A 16,589-nucleotide genomic window follows, 5' to 3' on the forward strand; every position below is an offset into this window, starting at 1 on the left:
GGCTCTATTGTGTATGAGTCAGGACGCGGCGTCATCCCCGACAACGCGATTGGCCCGCCTCGAACGCCCCTGTTTCAATACCCCAGCGCGCGGCTAGCGTCGACCTGCTCGCGCAGCTCCTTGCCCGGCTTGAAGTGGGGGACGTACTTGCCCTCGAGATCTACCGGGTCGCCGGTCTTGGGGTTACGACCAACCCGCGGCTCGCGGTAGTGCAGCGAAAAGCTGCCAAAGCCGCGGATTTCGACGCGGCCACCGCTGGAGAGGGCGTCGGTCATGTCGTCGAGTATGATACGCACCGCCGTTTCGACTTCCCTGGCGGACAGCTCAGGTTGACGCATCGCGATTTGTTCGATTAATTCAGACTTGGTCATCGGTTGGCTCCCTGCAAACGTTAAAGGTCGTATGCGCTTACGGCCGCAATAACATCTACTTCAGCATACTGCGCATCGGGTGATAAAACAATTCGATCAAAACTAGGTACTTTAGTTAAAACAAGGTTCTAGGTCGAATAACAGCATAGGCGAAGCCGGCCCCTGGCGCGACCCTGTGGCTCAGGTATACTGGCTTTCCATTCAAGACTTGATAGAGGTCCACGTTGAGCGATGACACTTCCCCGGAGGCCATCCTCCGTAAACGGCTTTATTGGCATTCGCGTCGCGGCATGTGGGAGCTGGATCTGCTGTTGATTCCCTTTCTCGAAAAGCGCTTCGATTCGCTCTGTGAAGAGGATCGACTGGTTTACCAGCGCCTGATCGAAGAGGAGGACCAGGATCTCTTCGTCTGGCTGATGCACCGCGAGTGGCCCACCGACCCGGACCTGCGCCGGCTCGTTCAGATGATCGTCGAGCATGCCGAAACCACCGATAACAGTGCCTATCGCACGCTCTAGATTCCCACCGATAATCCACGCGCTGCTGGCATCGGGACTTGCAGGCGTGGGTCTGACGTTTGCCCCGCCGCCTCTGGTGCTTGCCGTTTGGCTTTTACTGTTGGCAGCGGTCGCGTTACACGCCCGCGCCCAGCCCAAGGGCACGCTATCGATTCAAACGCTCGATGAGGTGCTTTATGCGCGCTGGATAAAAGCGTGCGGCGAGCCATATGACGCCGTTTTGCTTCGCTGTCACTATCTCGGCCCTTGGCTTTTGGGGCTGGACGTGGGCGGCGCGCGTCTCTGGCTCTGGCCGGATAGCGTGTCGGCTCAAGACCACCGCGCGCTTCGCCGGCTGCTGCACCGCCCCGGTCGCTAGCTCGGCTCGCGTTCACGCGGGCGCCAGTAAGGTCGTCAGTCGACGTTTTGAAAAACAGGGAGATGTTGCGCAGAGAGTTTGCGCAAACAAGCCGTGAAGCAGGTGTACGTAAAGCAGGGCTTGGGGATCAATCAGGAAAAGGGGAGTAATCGATGGTGCCCGGAGCCGGACTTGAACCGGCACGGGGTTACCCCCGAGAGATTTTAAGTCTCTTGCGTCTACCGATTTCGCCATCCGGGCGTATAGCAGCAGGCGATGGAGGGCATCTGGTCGCTGCTATAAAAAATATGGAGGCTGGAGTCGGAATCGAACCGGCGTACACGGAGTTGCAGTCCGCTGCATAACCACTCTGCCATCCAGCCTTACAAGTCGTTTGGAGCGGGAAAAGAGAGTCGACCGGGCTGGCGTTCCAGCTCTCGACTTGCTCCTGATCCTGCTGCCGACGCTTTGAGTCAATTTGGAGCGGGAAAAGAGATTCGAACTCTCGACCCTCGCCTTGGCAAGGCGATGCTCTACCACTGAGCTATTCCCGCTCGACTCGAGGGCGAATTATACGCACTAACGCGGGCTTGTCAATCGCTGAAATGGTCAATGCGACCAATAAGATAACGCGCGTTCAGCAAATGCCTACATCGAGCGGCTCAGGTGCGGCCAGGCCGCCCGCAGATACTGAAACATCGACCACAGCGTCAGCACCGCCGCCACGTACAAAATGGCAACGCCGACCATGGCCAGCGCATGGCCGGAGGGGACGGCAAGCAGAACCAGAAGCGCCACCATCTGCAGCGTGGTCTTGAGCTTGCCAATCCAGGAGACCGCGACCATGCCGCGCTTGCCCATTTCCGCCATCCACTCGCGCAGCGCCGAAATCACGATCTCACGTCCGATGATGACCAGCGCGGGCAACGTCAGCAGCGCAGTGTCGAAGCGCTCGATTAAAAGCGCCAGCGCCACCGCGACCATCAGCTTGTCCGCCACCGGATCCAGAAAGGCGCCAAAGGGCGTCGACTGATTCCAGAGCCGCGCCAGATAGCCGTCCAGCCAGTCGGTGATCGAGGCGAGCGCAAACAGGCCCGCTGCCAGCGGCATGCTCCAGCTGTAGGGCAGGTAAAAGAGCACGACCAGAAGGGGGATGAAAACGATTCTTGCCAGAGTCAATATGTTGGGTATGTTCATCGCAGGGCGCGATCCTTGCCGGAGAATCAGAAAATCAAACGTATGTAGGGCTATTCTATCCGCCTTGGGGCGCGGCATCCATGCCGCAAAGACCTTTATCCATTGAGCGCCTGGTAGATCGACGCGGCCATGGTCGCGCTAATGCCCGGTACGCGAGCGAGCTCGTCCTGACTTGCCTTCTGTACCCCCTGAAGCCCGCCGAAAAAGCGTAATAGTTCGCGCCGTCGCTTGGGCCCAACGCCTGGAATGTCCTGCAGGGTCGAGGTGCGCCGCGCCTTGTCGCGCTGGGCGCGGTGGCCGGCAATGGCGAAGCGGTGCGACTCGTCGCGGATGTGCTGAATCAGATGCAGCCCCGGTGAGGCCGGGTCCATCGGCAGCGGGTTGTCGCTGCTTTCCAGAAACAACGTCTCGAGCCCCGCCTTGCGCGTGGTGCCCTTGGCCACGCCCAAAAGCGTGATGCCTACGACGCCAAGCTCCTCGATCACCCCGCGGGCCATATTGAGCTGGCCCTTGCCGCCGTCGACGATCAGCACATCCGGCGCGATCGCTTCACCGCTTTTGACGCGCTTCAAGCGCCTCGTCAGCGCCTGCTGCATGGCGGCGTAGTCGTCGCCGGCAGCGACCCCTTCGATGCGAAAATGACGATAGTCGCTTTTACGCGGTCCCTGTTGATCGAAGACCACACACGACGCCACGGTTGCCTCGCCCTGGCTGTGACTGATATCGAAGCACTCCAGCCGCGCTGGCGTATTCTCGAGCCCCATCGCCTTTTGCAGCGACTCGAAGCGGGCCATGAGCTGGGTTTTGTTCGCCAGCTGAGAGGCGAGCTGCTGCTCGGCATTGGTCATGGCGAGTTTTTGCCACTGGGCGCGGTGGCCGCGTACCTGATGCGCCACGCGTACCTTCTTGCCGGCCTGCTCGCTGAGCGCATCGGCGATCAGCTGGCTATCGTCCAGGGCGTGGCTGGTGATCACTTCGGCGGGGACGTTGTGGGGCTGGCCGAAGTAGTACTGGCTGACCACCTCGGTCAAGAGCATCTCATCAGAGAGCTCGAGGTCGTTTTTCGGCGTGTGGTGGCGCGCGCCAAGCAGCCGGCCATCGCGAATGCTCATGATGGAAACGCCTTGGGCGCCGGGGCGGTGGGCGAGGGCGAAGATGTCCGCGTCGCCGCTTTCGTTGTCGACGAACTGGCGCTGCTGGAGCTGTCGGAGTTTCGAAATCTGGTCGCGAAGCCGCCCGGCCTCCTCGAAATCGAGCGCCTGGCTTGCCGTCTCCATGTCGCGGCCGAGCGCCTCGGTGACGCTGTCGCTTTTTCCCTCCAGGCACATCACCGCGTGCTCGACGTCGCGCTGATACTCTTCTTTAGAGATATAGCCCACACAGGGCGCGCTGCAGCGGTCGATCTGGTACTGAAGGCAGGGGCGGCTGCGGTGGGCGAAGACGCTGTCCTCACAGTTGCGGATGCGAAAGATCTTTTGCATCAGCGTCAGGCTCTCTTTCACCGCGCCGCTGCTTGGGTAGGGGCCCAGATAGCGGCCGTCGCCGCGCCGCTGGCGAGCGCGCTTGTACTCGAGCGCCGGATAGGCATGGCGATCGGTGACGAACACGAACGGATAGGATTTATCGTCGCGCAGCAGAATGTTGTAGGGCGGGCGCAGCTCCTTGATCAGCGTTTGCTCGAGCAGCAGCGCCTCGGTTTCGGTGCGCGTGACGGTAACCTGAACGTCGGCGATACGCGCCACCATCGCTTGGGTCTTGGCGTTGAGCTGGCCACGAAAATAGCTCGCCAGGCGCGCCTTGAGCCGCTTCGCCTTGCCAACGTAGAGCGTGTTTTGCTGATCGTCGAGCATCCGGTAAACGCCGGGGGAGGTGCTTACCGAGCTCAAGAATTGCTTGGCATCGAAAGTCATGGAACCTGGGATCTGCGTGAGCGAGCACTGGATGTTAGGCCTAACCCTCGCGCGCGTCAAAGCCCTCGACCAGCCCGTGGCGAAGCGCCAGATGGGTCAGCTCCACGTCGCTGGTCACGGCCAGCTTGTCGAATAGACGATAGCGGTAGGTGTTCACGGTTTTAGGGCTCAAATGCAGCCGTTCGGAGATGTCCTGAACCCGCTGGCAGTTGACGATCATCAGCGCGATTTGAAGCTCGCGCGGCGAGAGTTGGCGAAACGGGCTGCGCTCTTCGGTGAAGTGAGCAAGTGCCAGTCGCTGGGCGATCTCCTGGCTGACGTAGCGCCCGCCGCTGTAAACCTGGCGGATCGCTTTGGTCATCTCCTCTATGTTGGCGCTCTTGCTCAAAAAGCCAGAGGCGCCGGCTTCGAGCATACGCCTTAAAATGCTGTCTTCCATGTAGGCCGTTAAAATCAGAACGCGCACGTTTTTCATGCTGCGACAGATACGCCGGGTCGCTTCCAGCCCGCCAATGCCGGGCATTCGAATATCCATCAGCACCAGATCCGGTTTGACCTGACGACAAAGCGTGACCGCGTTTTCGCCATCGACGGCTTCGCCTGCAATCGTGATATCGCGCTCCTCGTTCAGCAGGTGCGCGATACTGCTTCTTACCAAATGGTGGTCGTCGGCGATGAGAACGTTAATCACGTGGTCGCTCCTGCATTCATGCACTCACACGTTGTGTTGTTCGACGTTTGTTCTGCCGTCGATTGCCTGGGGTTCGAGCTTAGGGGTCGAACCTAGGGTGCCATAGCTTTTGCCAAAGGAGAATTAGTAAATATAAAACCCACGCCGGGCTTGACCCGAGGCATTTTCTTGCTTAGTATTCGCCGCGCACTCGGCCACAAAACGCCGGTTGCTCTGGGGCCTTAGCTCAGCTGGGAGAGCGCAACACTGGCAGTGTTGAGGTCAGCGGTTCGATCCCGCTAGGCTCCACCAAATTCAAAAGCCCCGCTCATCGAGCGGGGCTTTTTCGTGCGCATCATGCGGGCGCCAAACGCCCGGCCAGTGCCGAGCGTAGCGAGCTTTAGCCAATGCGGCCCAGCAGCAAAAATTCCATCAGCGCCTTTTGCGCGTGCAGCCGGTTGCCGGCTTCCTGCCAGACCACCGCGCGCGGGTCGTCGAGCAGCGTCTCGCTGATCTCTTCGCCGCGGTGGGCGGGCAGACAGTGCAAAAACAGCACGTCGTCGGCGGCGGCATCCAGCATCGCCTCGGTGACCTGGAAGCCGGCGAAGTCGGCCTCGCGTTTGGCCTGCTCCTCTTCCTGGCCCATGGAGGCCCATACGTCGGTGGTGATCAAATCGACGCCCCGGGTCGCCTCGACCGGATCGTGGAACAGCGTCACGCGATCGCCTGCGGCCTCGAGAATGTCGGCGCGCGGCTCGTAGCCTTTCGGGCAGCAAACGTGCAGGTTGAAGCCGAACTGGCGCGCGGCGTTGATCCAGGAGTGGCACATGTTGTTGCCATCGCCCACCCACACTGCCGTGCGGCCTTCGACGCTACCCCGGTGCTCTTTCCAGGTCATCACGTCGGCCAGCAGTTGACAGGGGTGGTAGTCGTCGCTCAGCGCATTGATCACCGGTACCGAGCTTGCGCTGGCGAAGGTTTCGATGCCTTCGTGAGAGAAGGTGCGAATCATCACTGCGTCGACCATTTCCGAGAGCACCCGCGCGGTGTCCTCGATCGGCTCGCCGCGGCCAAGCTGGCTATCGCGAGGGGAGAGAAACAGCGCGTGGCCGCCGAACTGGGTCATACCGGTCTCGAACGAGACGCGGGTACGGGTCGAGGATTTTTCGAAAATCATCGCCAGCGTCCGGTTCTTGAACGGCGTATAAACGGGGCCTTCGGTCTTGAGCTCGCTTTTGATGGTGATGGCACGGTCGATCAAGTAGTCGAGCTCGTCCGGGCTCAGATCCAGCAGGGTCAGAAAATGGCGGGTCGCCATGATAACGTCTCTCCGGGTAAATACCCCATCCTAGCGACGGCGCGGGGGATGCGCAACGCCACCTGCATGCGTAGAATAGGGCGCTTGATAAAGCCGAGCAGTTTACTCAGGTACCGCTTGATGGCGGTACTCTTTAAAGACGTGACGAGTTGCGTACACTAGATGAACGCGCCACCGATCGAAGGAGCACTCCATGAGCACAACGGTTGAGAACATCCAGCGCCAAATCAGCGAAAACCCGATTCTGATCTACATGAAGGGCACGCCCCAGCTGCCCCAGTGTGGCTTTTCCGCCCAAACCGTTCAGGCGCTGATGAGCTGCGGCGAGCGTTTCGCGTTCGTTAACGTGCTGGACAACCCGGATATCCGTAGCGAACTGCCCAAGGTCGCCAACTGGCCGACGTTCCCGCAGCTGTGGGTCGAAGGCGAGCTGGTCGGCGGTTGCGATATCGTGATGGAAATGCATCAAAGCGGCGAACTCGAAAAGCTGATCAAGGAGGCCGGCCAGCGCGCCAGCGCCTCCGAAGGCAGCGACGCGCCGAGCGAGTAAGGCGCCTTTTGGCCCGCGGTTGGCGGGCTCTCTCCCAGCCGCTAGAATGGCCGCCCGCCATTCGACAGATCGTTTGAAGTGGCCTCCCCGGCGCTACCGGGGAGCCGCCAGCCCGCCAAAGGAAATAGTGCTCAATGAGCTATCAGGTTCTGGCCCGCAAATGGCGCCCGCGTACGTTTCACGAGCTGGTGGGGCAGACCCATGTTCAGCGCGCGCTGGTCAACGCCCTCGACCAGGGGCGCCTTCACCACGCCTACCTGTTCACCGGCACCCGCGGGGTCGGCAAGACGACACTTGCGCGTATTCTGGCCAAGTGCCTGAACTGCACCGCCAACGGCGAAGGGGACGACGGCGTTACGTCCACGCCCTGCGGGCAGTGCGATAGCTGCCGCGCCATCGATGAAGGCCGCTTCGTCGATTTGATCGAGGTGGACGCCGCCTCGCGCACCAAGGTCGAAGACACGCGCGAGCTTCTGGACAACGTGCAGTACGCGCCGACCCAGGGGCGCTACAAGGTGTACCTCATCGATGAGGTGCACATGCTCTCGACCAGCAGTTTCAACGCGCTGTTGAAAACCCTGGAAGAGCCGCCGCCGCACGTTAAATTCCTGCTGGCCACCACCGACCCGCAAAAGCTTCCGCCCACGGTTCTGTCGCGCTGTTTGCAGTTCACTCTCAAGCACATGCCGCCGGAGCGGGTGGTCGAGCATCTGACCTTCGTGCTGGGCCAGGAGGGCGTGGCCTTCGATGAAAGCGCGCTGTGGCTTCTGGGCAAGGCCGCCGAAGGCTCGATGCGCGACGCCATGAGCCTGACCGACCAAGCGATCGCCTTTGGTCAGGGCGCGGTGCGCCATGCCGATGTCGCCGCGATGCTGGGCACGCTCGATCATCGCCATATCCTGGCGCTGGCGAAGGCGCTGGCCGAGGTCGACGTACAGGCGATTCTCGCCGAAGTCGCCACGCTCTCCGAGCAGGGGCCGGACTTCGCCGCGGTGCTCGACGACCTGACCGGTATTCTGCACCGGCTGGCGGTCGCACAGATGGTGCCAGGCGCGGTCGACAATAGCCAAGGTGATCGCGAGACCATTCTCGAACTCGCCGGCCACTTCACCGCCGAGGACATTCAGCTTTATTACCAGATTGGTATTCAGGGGCGCGGCGACATGGAGCACGCCCCGGATCTGCGCAGCGCGCTGGAAATGACGCTTTTGCGCATGCTGGCGTTTCGCCCCCAGGGCGTGCCCCGGCCGCCGAAAACGCCGCTACCGCTACGCTCGGAACCCATGGCGCAAGCCAACGCGGCCACACCCGCCGACCACGAGCCGGCGGCCGACGCGCCAAAAAAGCCTGATCCTGCCCCGGCGGCGTTCGAATCAGCGCCTGTCAGCGCCCCGGTGCAGGAAGTCGCAAGTCCGATCGATCAACCGTCGCCCCCCTGGGCGATGTACGAAACCGCCGCGCATACTGAAGCGCCCGAGCCCGAGCCCGAGCCCGAGCCCGCCGCGCCGGCGTTCGTACCGGATACCCCCATCGTGGTTGACGCCGATGTGCCCGACTTCGATGAGCAGGATGTGCCTGTACAGGACGTGCCTGTCGAGGACGTGCCTGTCGAGGACGTGCCCGTACAGGACCTGTCGTCCGAGAGCGCCTTTATAGAAAGCGCACCTGCGCCGGATGCGCCTGCCGAGAGCGCTCAGGCACAGGGTCGGCAAGTTCAAGAGCCAGCCGACGAGCAGGCGTCGAGCGACGCGGCGGCGGCTAAAACCGCTCCGGTGCCCGGCGGGCGGCTCGACCACGCCGGGTGGCTTGCGCTGTTCGACCAGCTTGGCCTTGGCGGTTTGACCCGCAACCTGGCGGCGCACTGCCAGCTGGCAAGCGATGATGGACGCACGCTGGTGTTGACCCTGGACCCGAGCCAGTCGGCGATGCAGGCCGATGTACACCAGCAGCGCCTGGAGAAGGCGCTCGCCGATCAGGGCTTTTCGCGCTCGGTGAGCTTTGAGGTCGGCGAGCTCGACACCAGGCTCGAAACCCCGCGCGACCAGTCGCTGCGCTTTCAGCGCGAGCGTCACGCCAGCGCCGTTGATCTATTGCAACGCGACCCCAATATACAGAAGCTACGTCAAGCCTTTGGCGCAACGCTCAACGAAGAGAGCGTCAAGCCAAAAACCTCGACGTCGCCATGACAGCCCGGCGTTTGCGGCTTACGCTAAGCTTTCAAACCGCACCGATTGACCACCAGGGAGTAGACACCATGTTTAAAGGCGGAATGGGCAACCTGATGAAGCAGGCCCAGGAAATGCAGGAAAAGATGCAGCAGGTCCAGGAAGAGGCGGCGAAAGCCGAGGTCTTCGGCGAGGCCGGCGCGGGCATGGTGAAGGTCACCATGAACGGTCGTCACGATGTGAGCGACGTCACCATCGACCCAAGCGTGCTGGAAGAGGACAAGGAGCTGCTCGAAGACCTGCTGGCCGCGGCGGTCAACGACGCCGTGCGTAAGGTCGAAGCCAACTCCAAGGCGCGGATGGAAGAGGCCACCCAGGGGCTGAATCTGCCGCCCGGCTTCAAGATGCCGTTTTAAGCGATGCGTTTTTCCCCGCTCATCGAGCAGCTCATCGAAGCGTTTCGGGTGCTGCCAGGCGTTGGGCCGAAGACCGCCCAGCGCATGGCCATGCATCTGCTCGAGCGTGAGCGCGAGGGCGGCCAGCGTCTGTCCGAGGTGATCGAGCGCGCCATCCGTGAGGTGGGTTACTGCCAGCGCTGCCGCACGCTTACCGAGGCCGAGGTCTGCGCGCTGTGCGACAGCCCGCGGCGCGACGACAGCGTGCTCTGCGTGGTGGAGTCGCCGGCGGATCAGCTCGCCATCGAAGAGGCGGGCGGCTTTGGCGGGCGCTACTTCGTACTTCACGGCCATCTGTCGCCGCTCGACGGTATCGGCCCGGAAGCGATCGGGCTCGACCTGCTCGAGAAGCGCGTAAGCTTAGGCAATATCCGCGAGATCGTGTTGGCGACCAATCCCACCGTCGAAGGTGAAGCGACCGCGCACTACATCGCCTCGCAGCTCGCCCAGTACGGCGTCGCCTTTTCCCGGCTCGCCTACGGCGTACCCATGGGCGGCGAGCTCGAGTACGTCGATGGCGGCACGCTCAGCCGCGCGTTCAACGGCCGCCTGCCTTTCGGCCTCGAATAGCCGCGCCACACTCTTCTGCCTGCGCCCGCGGCGAGCCTGCCGCGAGGCGTCGATTACCGTCACCTGGGCCGCTTTTGGTACCACCACAGGGAAGTCTACCGTGTCCGTTTTAACCCAACCGTCCTACCGATGGATCGAGACCGCCGACCAGCTCGACGCCGCCTGTCGGGAGGTCGAGGCCGCCAGCGTGATCGCGCTCGATACGGAGTTTTTCCGCGAAAACACCTTTTTTCCGATTCCGGCGCTGATCCAGTTTTGCGCCGGTGATCTTGCCTATCTGATCGACCCGGTCGCCACCCCGTGCACCGAGGCGTTCAGGGCGCTGTTGCAAAACCAGGCCATCAAGCTGCTGCACGCGGGCAGCGAGGATCTGGAAATTTTCCAGCTCTGGGCCGGTGTGCTGCCGACGCCGCTGGTGGATACCCAGATCGCTCAGGCGCTGCTCGGCGAGGTGCCCGCCATGGGGTATCAAAAGCTGGTCGAGCACTGGGTCGGTGAGACCCTGCCCAAAGAGGAGACGCGCTCGAACTGGCTGCTCCGGCCGCTGACGCCGAGCCAGTGCGACTACGCCGCCCTCGACGTTATCTATCTGCTGCGGGTCTGGGCACTACAGGCGGGTCAGCTCGACATGCTGGGGCGCCGGGAGTGGCTTTTCGAGGAGTGCGCCGCTCAACTTGCCCAGGCCGAGCGCAGCAGCGAAAGCGACGCGCTCTGGTACACCCGCCAGCGCCAGCTGTGGCGGCTGCCCCCCCGGGCGATCGATGCCTATCAGCGGATGACCGCCTGGCGGGAAGGCGAAACCCGCCGACGCGACTTGCCGCGCAACTGGCTCGCCAGCGACAAGCTGCTGTTTGCCGTGGCCGAGGCAATGCCGAAAAACCGCTTCGAGCTAGCCGGCGTCGAAGGCGTGAAACCGGCCTTCGTCAAGAAGGAGGGCGATACGCTGCTCGAGTTCCTCAGAGAGGCGCGTCACTGCCCGGAAGAGGCGCTGCCCGCGCCTTGGCCGGACCCGGCGTCGCCGAGTTTCAAGCGTCGCTTCAAGGCGCTCAAGAAAGTCATTAGTGCAAAGGCGGCGGCGCTGGGTATCGCCCCGGAAGTGCTGCTCAGGCGGCGCGACATCGAGGCGCTGGTGATGCAGGACATGGCCGGTGAAGCGCCGACGCTTCCCGGCGGCTGGCGGGGCGAGTGTTTGAACGACGCGCTATCTCAGGCGCTACAGGAGAGCGGAGCATGAGCGATAAGCTGGTCTGCGAGATCTTCAAAAGCTCGCGCAAGGAAGAGATGTATCTTTACGTGGACAAGCGCCAGGGGCTTGCACCGGTGCCCGAGGCGCTGATGGAGACTTTTGGCAAGCCCGTGGCGGTGCTGACCATGATTTTGACCGCGGATAAAAAGCTCGCCCGTGTCGATGTCGGCGATGTGCTCGAGGGGATCGAGACCCAGGGCTTTTACCTGCAGATGCCGCCGGCAAAAGAGGAGTATCTTTTGGACGTCCACCGCGCCCACGTCGACCGCCATTCATGAACTTTCTGGCCCACGCCTTGCTTGCCCGCCGCGGCAGCGACGGCTTTTTGCTGGGCAACGTGATCGCCGACGGCGTCAAGGGAAGCGACCTTGCCCCTTGGCCGTCATCAGTGGCGGCGGGCATTCGCCACCATCGGCGGGTCGACGCCTTTGTCGATAGCCACGCGCGGGTCAAGGGGGTCAAGGCGTCGGCGCCGGCGGGTCAGCGCCGCGTGGCCGGTATTGCGCTGGACGTTCTTTGGGATCACTTTCTAGCGCGTGAGCTGATCGGCACCGCCGAGTTCGAAGCGCTGGTGGCGCGCCTTTATACACTGCTCGAGCGTGAAGGCGCCCCCAACCGGCTGGCCGCGATGATGCCGGCGCTGATCGAGCAGGACTGGCTTCATCGCTACGCCGATTTCGACTTCACCTGCCGCGCCATTGCGGGCCTCGGCCAGCGGCTCTCCGGACCCAACCGGCTGGCCGAATTGACGCCCTGGCTTGACCACCAATACGGCTGGCTCGAAGCGCAATTCGAGCCGCTGTGGGCCGACTGTCTCGAGCGGCTCGACGCTACCGGCAATGAACGGCCGGCGACGAACGGCTGACGATGAGCTGATGACGGTAGACAGCAACGCCTGCCACACTTGACGAACGAGGATGAGATGCGCGAACGCTTCTGGGAAAAATACGCTCTCGAGGAGCTGGCCGATGACGAGTGGGAGGCGCTTTGTGACGGCTGCGGGCAGTGCTGCCTGCTGAAGTTTCACGACGACGACACCAACGAGCTCGCCGTTTTGAACGTGGCGTGTCGCTTGCTCGATACACACAGCTGCCAGTGTAGCGACTACGAGAACCGCTTCGATACCGTGCCGGACTGTACTCAGCTAACGCCGGCACTGGTGCGCGAATTCAACTGGCTACCGGCGACCTGCGGTTATCGCCGGGTGGCAGAAGGGCGCAAGCTGGCCGGCTGGCACCCGCTCTTGAGTAACGACGCCGAGCGCGTCCACCGCAAGGGCATTAGCGTTCGCGGCTTCGCCGTTTCTCAGGATGACGTGCCGGAGCGCGAGTGGGACGAGCACATCATTGCCGTGCTGCCCATTCGCTAGCGCCCGTCTGAGCGCTTAACGCTTGAGCGCCACCAGCATCAGCGACAGGCTTTTGAAAAGCGACACGCGCGGTTTGGCGGCTTTTTTCTGGCGCTCGGTCTGCGTCGCCGGGGTGTCCCAAATGGTCAGAAACTGTTCCTGATACTTCATGCTGCTCTCCTGCGCCGAGGCGCCGTTAAGGTATAAAACTTTCGTCTATGCGACTAACGGCTATTATGGCGCACTCCTGTACGGCTGAAAAGTATTTTTGGAAAACGTTTCCATTAAGTTAGCGGCGTTTAAAAAATCGAATTATTGGCGTTCAATAAAAAGCGCTCGCATGGAATTGCGAGCGCTTTTTTGGATATTGGGGTGAACGCTTGCGTTATAAGGGCTTACCTGTCGAGACCCAGCGCCCACAGGATGAACGCGTCCTGGCGGGCGGCGTCCTTCCACGCCTTGAAGCGCCCGGATGCGCCGCCGTGACCGCTCTCCCTGTCGGTGTAAAGCAACACCGGGGCGTCGGCCTGCTGGGCCTGGGTGACCTGGACGTAGAACTTGGCCGGCTCCCAGTAGCTGACGCGGGTATCGAACCAGCTGCCTTCGATCCAGAGCGGCGGATAGGCCTGGGCTTTGACGTTATCCACCGGCGAATAACCCTGAATGCGCGCGTACACCTCCGGCTCTGCCGGGTTGCCCCACTCGCTGTACTCGGCGGTGGTGAGCGGAAGCTCCGGGTTTTGCATGGTGCGCAGCACGTCGAGAAACGGCACGTCCAACACGGCGGCGCAGAACGCCTCGGGGGCGCGATTGAGGCAGGTGCCCACCAAAAGCCCGCCGGCGCTGGCGCCGCAGGCGACGATTTTGTCATCAAGGCTCGCGCCTTGATCGACCAGCGCCTGACGCGCGGCGAGAAAATCAGAGAAGCTGTTCTCCTTGTGCGCCATCTTGCCGTCCAGATACCAGGGCTCGCCGCGCTCGCCGCCGCCGCGAACGTGGGCAACGGCGAAGGCCACGCCGCGCTCTAGAAGCGACAGCCGGGCGATCGAAAACCAGGGGTCCAGCGGCTCGCCGTAGGCGCCGTAGCCGTACAGCAGGGTGGGTAGCGGGGCATCGATCAAATCCGCCCGTGCCACGATCGATACCGGCATGCGCTCACCGTCCGGGGCCGTGGCCCAGAGGCGGCGGCTGGCAAGCTGCTCGGGTTTGAGGTTTCCGTGCACCGCCAGGGTTTTGAGCAGCGTGCGCTCGCCGCTCCCCAGATCCAGCGCGTACCAGCTCGCCGGGCGAGTGAAGGACTCCTCGCGCACCTGTACCACGGTGGTGTCGAAGTGCGGTGCGTCTTCCATCAGCTGCGAGCAGGGCAGCTCGACCAGCTCGATCGGCGCATCCTGGGTAATAACACCATTGCCTTCGAGCACCAGCCGGCGCAGCCGCGTCTGTGCCTGGTGGTGGTCGCGCTCGGCCACGATCAGCCCCCAGGCAAAAGCATCCACGCCTTCCAGGGTTTGATCGTCCCGATGGGCAATCAGCGTTTGCCACTCGGCGCTTTCAGCGTCTTCCTCGGTCAGGGCGTGCTCGTCGAGTACGTCGAGGGCGAAGTGGGGCCCGGCCTGGTTTTGCAGCCGGTAGAAGGCGCCGGGGCGGTGGTCGATGCTCGCCTCGACGCCTTTCACGCGCCGATGTAGCAGCAGAGGCGGCGTGGCCGGGGCGTCGGCGGGCACGGCGAGAATTTCGCTGGTGTCCTTGGCGCTGGTTTCGATCAAAAGCCAGGCCTTCGAGCGCGTTTTGCCCACGCCCAGCCAGAACTCGGCATCGTCTTCGCGCAGCACGAGCGTGGCCGGGGCATCCTGGGCGGGGTTGGCGAAATCCACCGCGCAGCGCCAGAGGCTGTCCGGGCGCTGGGTGGCATCGAAGCGGGTGAACAGCAGCGTAGCGCCGCGCGGGGTTTGATCCTCCGCCCAGCAAAGCGCCGGGCCGATATCGCTTGCCAGCTTGTGCGGCTCGCCGTTGGGCAGCGCTTTCAGCCACAGCGTGTAGCGCTCGTCGCCCTGGGTGTCCTCGCTCCAGGCAAGCCACTGCTCGTCCGGGGTGAGCGCCATGTCGCCGATCTCGAAAAAGGCGTGCCCCTCTGCGCGCGCCACCACGTCGAAAAAGCACTCCGGCGCGCCGGGGTTGTCGAGCGGGGCGCGCCACCAGCGCGGGTAGTCGTCGTCTTCGCCGGTTTCACTCCAGAACGTAAACACGTCGAGTGCGGTCTCAAGGCTTTTGACGGCGAGCTCACGCCGGGAAAGATTTTCCTGATAGAGCGTGTCGGCAAGCGGCGCGAGCGGGCGAAACCAGCGCTCGTGCTCCTCGTTGGTCGCGGTCAGAAAGGCGTCGACCTCAGCCGTGTCGCGTTGCTCCAGCCAGTGCCAGTGGGGGTCGTCGGCGCGATAGTAGCGCGCCACGGGCGAGTCTTTGCGCATGCCAGGCTGTGCTTTCATAAATTGACAGGTACCATAACGGGAAATCAACCGCGGGTGCGTTCACCCACACGAGGGTATTATGCTGTTTACAGGCTCAATGTCACTGCTCTGGCTAAGTTATTACGGGGTTTCGCTGGTAGTGCTATTGGCGGTGTATTTTGCGTTGTCGTTTTTGCCGCGCCTGCCGCGGCTGGTCCTTACCTGGGGCGTGGCCGGCGCGATGTGGATACCGGCGCGCTTTAGCCTGCCGCTGATCGAGGAGAACGAGTTCTACACCGGCTGGGCGCCGGCGGCGATGGTGTCGGCGGTCGGCTTTCTCGAGCACAGCGCCTCGGCCCTTTGGGGCGGGCTGGTCTGGCTTCTCATCGGCATCGCGCTGGGCGCCTGCGCGGGTGTTGCGCTCTGGTGGGTTCGCCGCCCGGCCGCGCCGACCAAGCGTGGCCCGACCAAGCGTGGCCCGACCAAACGCGGTCCGTCAAACCACGACGACGGCGATGACGACCGCCCGCGCGCGCCGCGCAACGCCGGCCCCAAACGCGCGGCGCCTAAAACGCGAAGCGCCGGTGGTGACACCAAACGTCGCGAGCCGGTGATCAACTAGGCTAAACATCTGGCAAGGAGAGCCCCATGTGCGAGCTTTTAGGCATGAGCGCCAACGTGCCGACGGATATCTGCTTTAGCTTTTCGGGCTTTCTGCACCGCGGCGGGGGAACCGGCCCCCACCGCGACGGCTGGGGCATCGCCTTCTACGAGCAGGGCGGCTACCGAGAATTTCGCGACCCGCACCCATCGGTGGATTCGCCCATCGCTCGGCTAATCTGCGACTATCCGATCAAATCCAACGTGGTGATCAGCCATATCCGCCAGGCCAACGTGGGCGGCGTGCGCCTGGCCAACACCCATCCGTTCACCCGCGAAATGTGGGGCCGCCTTTGGTGCTACGCCCACAATGGCCAGCTCGACGGGTGGCAGGAGCTTGCGCTCGATGTCTACACCCCGGTCGGCTCGACGGACAGCGAACACGCCTTTTGCTGGCTGTTGGGTGAGCTTCGCCGCGCGTTTCCAACTCCGCCTGCGTCTTTCGAACCGGTCGCGGCGCTGTTGCACACGCTCTGCGAGCGCCTGCGGGGGCTTGGCGTATTCAATTTGCTGCTCTCAGACGGTGAGTCGCTCTATAGCTACTGCTCGACCAAACTCGCGCACATTACCCGACGTGCCCCCTTTGGCGAGGCGGAGCTGTCGGATGCCGAAATGACGGTCAATTTTAGCGAGCACACCACCGCGAATGATGTGGTTTCGGTGATCGCCACCGCGCCGCTGACGCACAACGAGGTGTGGACGACGATGCTGCCCGGCGAGCTTCTGGTATGGCGAGAGGGAAGCATAAAGGCGCGTTACGCACCATAATGAGCACGCGACACGTCGGTTTCGAGCCAGGCGCATGGCTCGCATGAAACAGTAGTTTC

Annotated in this window: 19 protein-coding genes and 4 tRNA genes; 13 read left to right on the forward strand and 10 right to left on the reverse strand. The window is 62.8% G+C overall.

What is annotated here, in order from left to right; genetic code table 11:
- Positions 1 to 74 precede the first annotated feature (74 nt).
- Positions 75 to 371: an integration host factor subunit beta gene (locus OCT39_RS05925; RefSeq protein WP_252109016.1), complete on the reverse strand. Its 297-nt coding sequence runs from the start codon at positions 369 to 371 to the stop codon at positions 75 to 77.
- Positions 372 to 595: 224 nt separating this feature from the next.
- On the opposite strand from OCT39_RS05925, the gene OCT39_RS05930 reads away from it, so the two are divergent.
- Positions 596 to 889: a succinate dehydrogenase assembly factor 2 gene (locus OCT39_RS05930; protein ID WP_263586748.1), complete on the forward strand. Its 294-nt coding sequence runs from the start codon at positions 596 to 598 to the stop codon at positions 887 to 889.
- A gap of 46 nt (positions 890 to 935) precedes the next feature.
- Positions 936 to 1,247, forward strand: a complete 312-nt coding sequence (locus tag OCT39_RS05935) for a hypothetical protein (protein WP_263586749.1) — start codon at positions 936 to 938, stop codon at positions 1,245 to 1,247.
- Between the two features lie 153 nt (positions 1,248 to 1,400).
- Here the strand turns inward: OCT39_RS05935 and OCT39_RS05940 are convergent.
- From OCT39_RS05940 to uvrY, 6 genes are all read right to left on the reverse strand, one after another.
- Positions 1,401 to 1,487: transfer RNA gene (locus OCT39_RS05940), tRNA-Leu, on the reverse strand.
- 48 nt (positions 1,488 to 1,535) lie between these two features.
- Positions 1,536 to 1,609, reverse strand: a tRNA-Cys gene (locus OCT39_RS05945).
- A gap of 96 nt (positions 1,610 to 1,705) precedes the next feature.
- Positions 1,706 to 1,780: transfer RNA gene (locus OCT39_RS05950), tRNA-Gly, on the reverse strand.
- Between the two features lie 94 nt (positions 1,781 to 1,874).
- Positions 1,875 to 2,423, reverse strand: a complete 549-nt coding sequence (gene pgsA, locus OCT39_RS05955) for a CDP-diacylglycerol--glycerol-3-phosphate 3-phosphatidyltransferase (RefSeq protein WP_263586750.1) — start codon at positions 2,421 to 2,423, stop codon at positions 1,875 to 1,877.
- 95 nt (positions 2,424 to 2,518) lie between these two features.
- Positions 2,519 to 4,333 (reverse strand): excinuclease ABC subunit UvrC, encoded by a 1,815-nt coding sequence (gene uvrC / locus OCT39_RS05960; protein WP_263586751.1) that lies wholly within the window; start codon positions 4,331 to 4,333, stop codon positions 2,519 to 2,521.
- Between the two features lie 40 nt (positions 4,334 to 4,373).
- Complete coding sequence (gene uvrY / locus OCT39_RS05965; protein WP_263586752.1) at positions 4,374 to 5,024, reverse strand: UvrY/SirA/GacA family response regulator transcription factor; 651 nt, start codon at positions 5,022 to 5,024, stop codon at positions 4,374 to 4,376.
- 215 nt (positions 5,025 to 5,239) lie between these two features.
- On the opposite strand from uvrY, the gene OCT39_RS05970 reads away from it, so the two are divergent.
- Positions 5,240 to 5,315 (forward strand) — tRNA-Ala (locus tag OCT39_RS05970).
- 88 nt (positions 5,316 to 5,403) lie between these two features.
- Here OCT39_RS05970 and argF read toward each other — a convergent pair.
- Positions 5,404 to 6,321 carry an ornithine carbamoyltransferase gene (gene argF / locus OCT39_RS05975; RefSeq protein ID WP_263586753.1) on the reverse strand — a complete coding sequence of 306 codons (918 nt, stop codon included), beginning with the start codon at positions 6,319 to 6,321 and terminating at the stop codon, positions 5,404 to 5,406.
- Positions 6,322 to 6,514: 193 nt separating this feature from the next.
- Between argF and grxD the strand changes: the two genes are divergently transcribed.
- The 8 genes from grxD to OCT39_RS06015 all read left to right on the forward strand — a co-directional run bounded on the left by grxD (position 6,515) and on the right by OCT39_RS06015 (position 12,676).
- Positions 6,515 to 6,871: a Grx4 family monothiol glutaredoxin gene (gene grxD, locus OCT39_RS05980; RefSeq protein ID WP_252108933.1), complete on the forward strand. Its 357-nt coding sequence runs from the start codon at positions 6,515 to 6,517 to the stop codon at positions 6,869 to 6,871.
- Between the two features lie 134 nt (positions 6,872 to 7,005).
- Entirely contained in the window at positions 7,006 to 9,057 is a 2,052-nt protein-coding gene (gene dnaX / locus OCT39_RS05985) for a DNA polymerase III subunit gamma/tau (RefSeq protein ID WP_263586754.1), read from the forward strand.
- Between the two features lie 68 nt (positions 9,058 to 9,125).
- Positions 9,126 to 9,452: a YbaB/EbfC family nucleoid-associated protein gene (locus tag OCT39_RS05990; protein ID WP_252108931.1), complete on the forward strand. Its 327-nt coding sequence runs from the start codon at positions 9,126 to 9,128 to the stop codon at positions 9,450 to 9,452.
- A gap of 3 nt (positions 9,453 to 9,455) precedes the next feature.
- The gene (gene recR, locus OCT39_RS05995) at positions 9,456 to 10,061 is read left to right on the forward strand and encodes a recombination mediator RecR (protein WP_263586755.1); all 606 of its coding nucleotides are present in this window, start codon (positions 9,456 to 9,458) and stop codon (positions 10,059 to 10,061) included.
- A gap of 100 nt (positions 10,062 to 10,161) precedes the next feature.
- Complete coding sequence (rnd, locus tag OCT39_RS06000) at positions 10,162 to 11,295, forward strand: ribonuclease D (RefSeq protein ID WP_263586756.1); 1,134 nt, start codon at positions 10,162 to 10,164, stop codon at positions 11,293 to 11,295.
- The gene (locus OCT39_RS06005) at positions 11,292 to 11,585 is read left to right on the forward strand and encodes a YcgL domain-containing protein (protein WP_263586757.1); all 294 of its coding nucleotides are present in this window, start codon (positions 11,292 to 11,294) and stop codon (positions 11,583 to 11,585) included. The genes rnd and OCT39_RS06005 overlap by 4 nt, the downstream gene beginning before the upstream one ends.
- Positions 11,582 to 12,172: an ACP phosphodiesterase gene (locus OCT39_RS06010; protein WP_263586758.1), complete on the forward strand. Its 591-nt coding sequence runs from the start codon at positions 11,582 to 11,584 to the stop codon at positions 12,170 to 12,172. The genes OCT39_RS06005 and OCT39_RS06010 overlap by 4 nt, the downstream gene beginning before the upstream one ends.
- A gap of 57 nt (positions 12,173 to 12,229) precedes the next feature.
- Positions 12,230 to 12,676 carry a YcgN family cysteine cluster protein gene (locus OCT39_RS06015; RefSeq protein ID WP_263586759.1) on the forward strand — a complete coding sequence of 149 codons (447 nt, stop codon included), beginning with the start codon at positions 12,230 to 12,232 and terminating at the stop codon, positions 12,674 to 12,676.
- A gap of 15 nt (positions 12,677 to 12,691) precedes the next feature.
- Here the strand turns inward: OCT39_RS06015 and OCT39_RS06020 are convergent, their stop codons facing one another.
- Both OCT39_RS06020 and OCT39_RS06025 read right to left on the reverse strand, forming a co-directional pair.
- Entirely contained in the window at positions 12,692 to 12,826 is a 135-nt protein-coding gene (locus OCT39_RS06020; protein ID WP_263586760.1) for a hypothetical protein, read from the reverse strand.
- Between the two features lie 224 nt (positions 12,827 to 13,050).
- Positions 13,051 to 15,141: a S9 family peptidase gene (locus tag OCT39_RS06025; RefSeq protein WP_412031137.1), complete on the reverse strand. Its 2,091-nt coding sequence runs from the start codon at positions 15,139 to 15,141 to the stop codon at positions 13,051 to 13,053.
- 61 nt (positions 15,142 to 15,202) lie between these two features.
- Between OCT39_RS06025 and OCT39_RS06030 the strand changes: the two genes are divergently transcribed.
- Together OCT39_RS06030 and OCT39_RS06035 are read left to right on the forward strand one after the other, a co-directional pair.
- Positions 15,203 to 15,724 carry a hypothetical protein gene (locus tag OCT39_RS06030; protein ID WP_263586762.1) on the forward strand — a complete coding sequence of 174 codons (522 nt, stop codon included), beginning with the start codon at positions 15,203 to 15,205 and terminating at the stop codon, positions 15,722 to 15,724.
- Between the two features lie 26 nt (positions 15,725 to 15,750).
- Positions 15,751 to 16,530, forward strand: coding sequence for a class II glutamine amidotransferase (locus tag OCT39_RS06035; protein WP_263586763.1), 780 nt, complete (start codon positions 15,751 to 15,753; stop codon positions 16,528 to 16,530).
- The last annotated feature ends 59 nt before the right edge of the window (positions 16,531 to 16,589 follow it).

Origin of the sequence: Halomonas sp. GD1P12 (assembly GCF_025725645.1) — a bacterium.
Classification (GTDB): domain Bacteria; phylum Pseudomonadota; class Gammaproteobacteria; order Pseudomonadales; family Halomonadaceae; genus Vreelandella.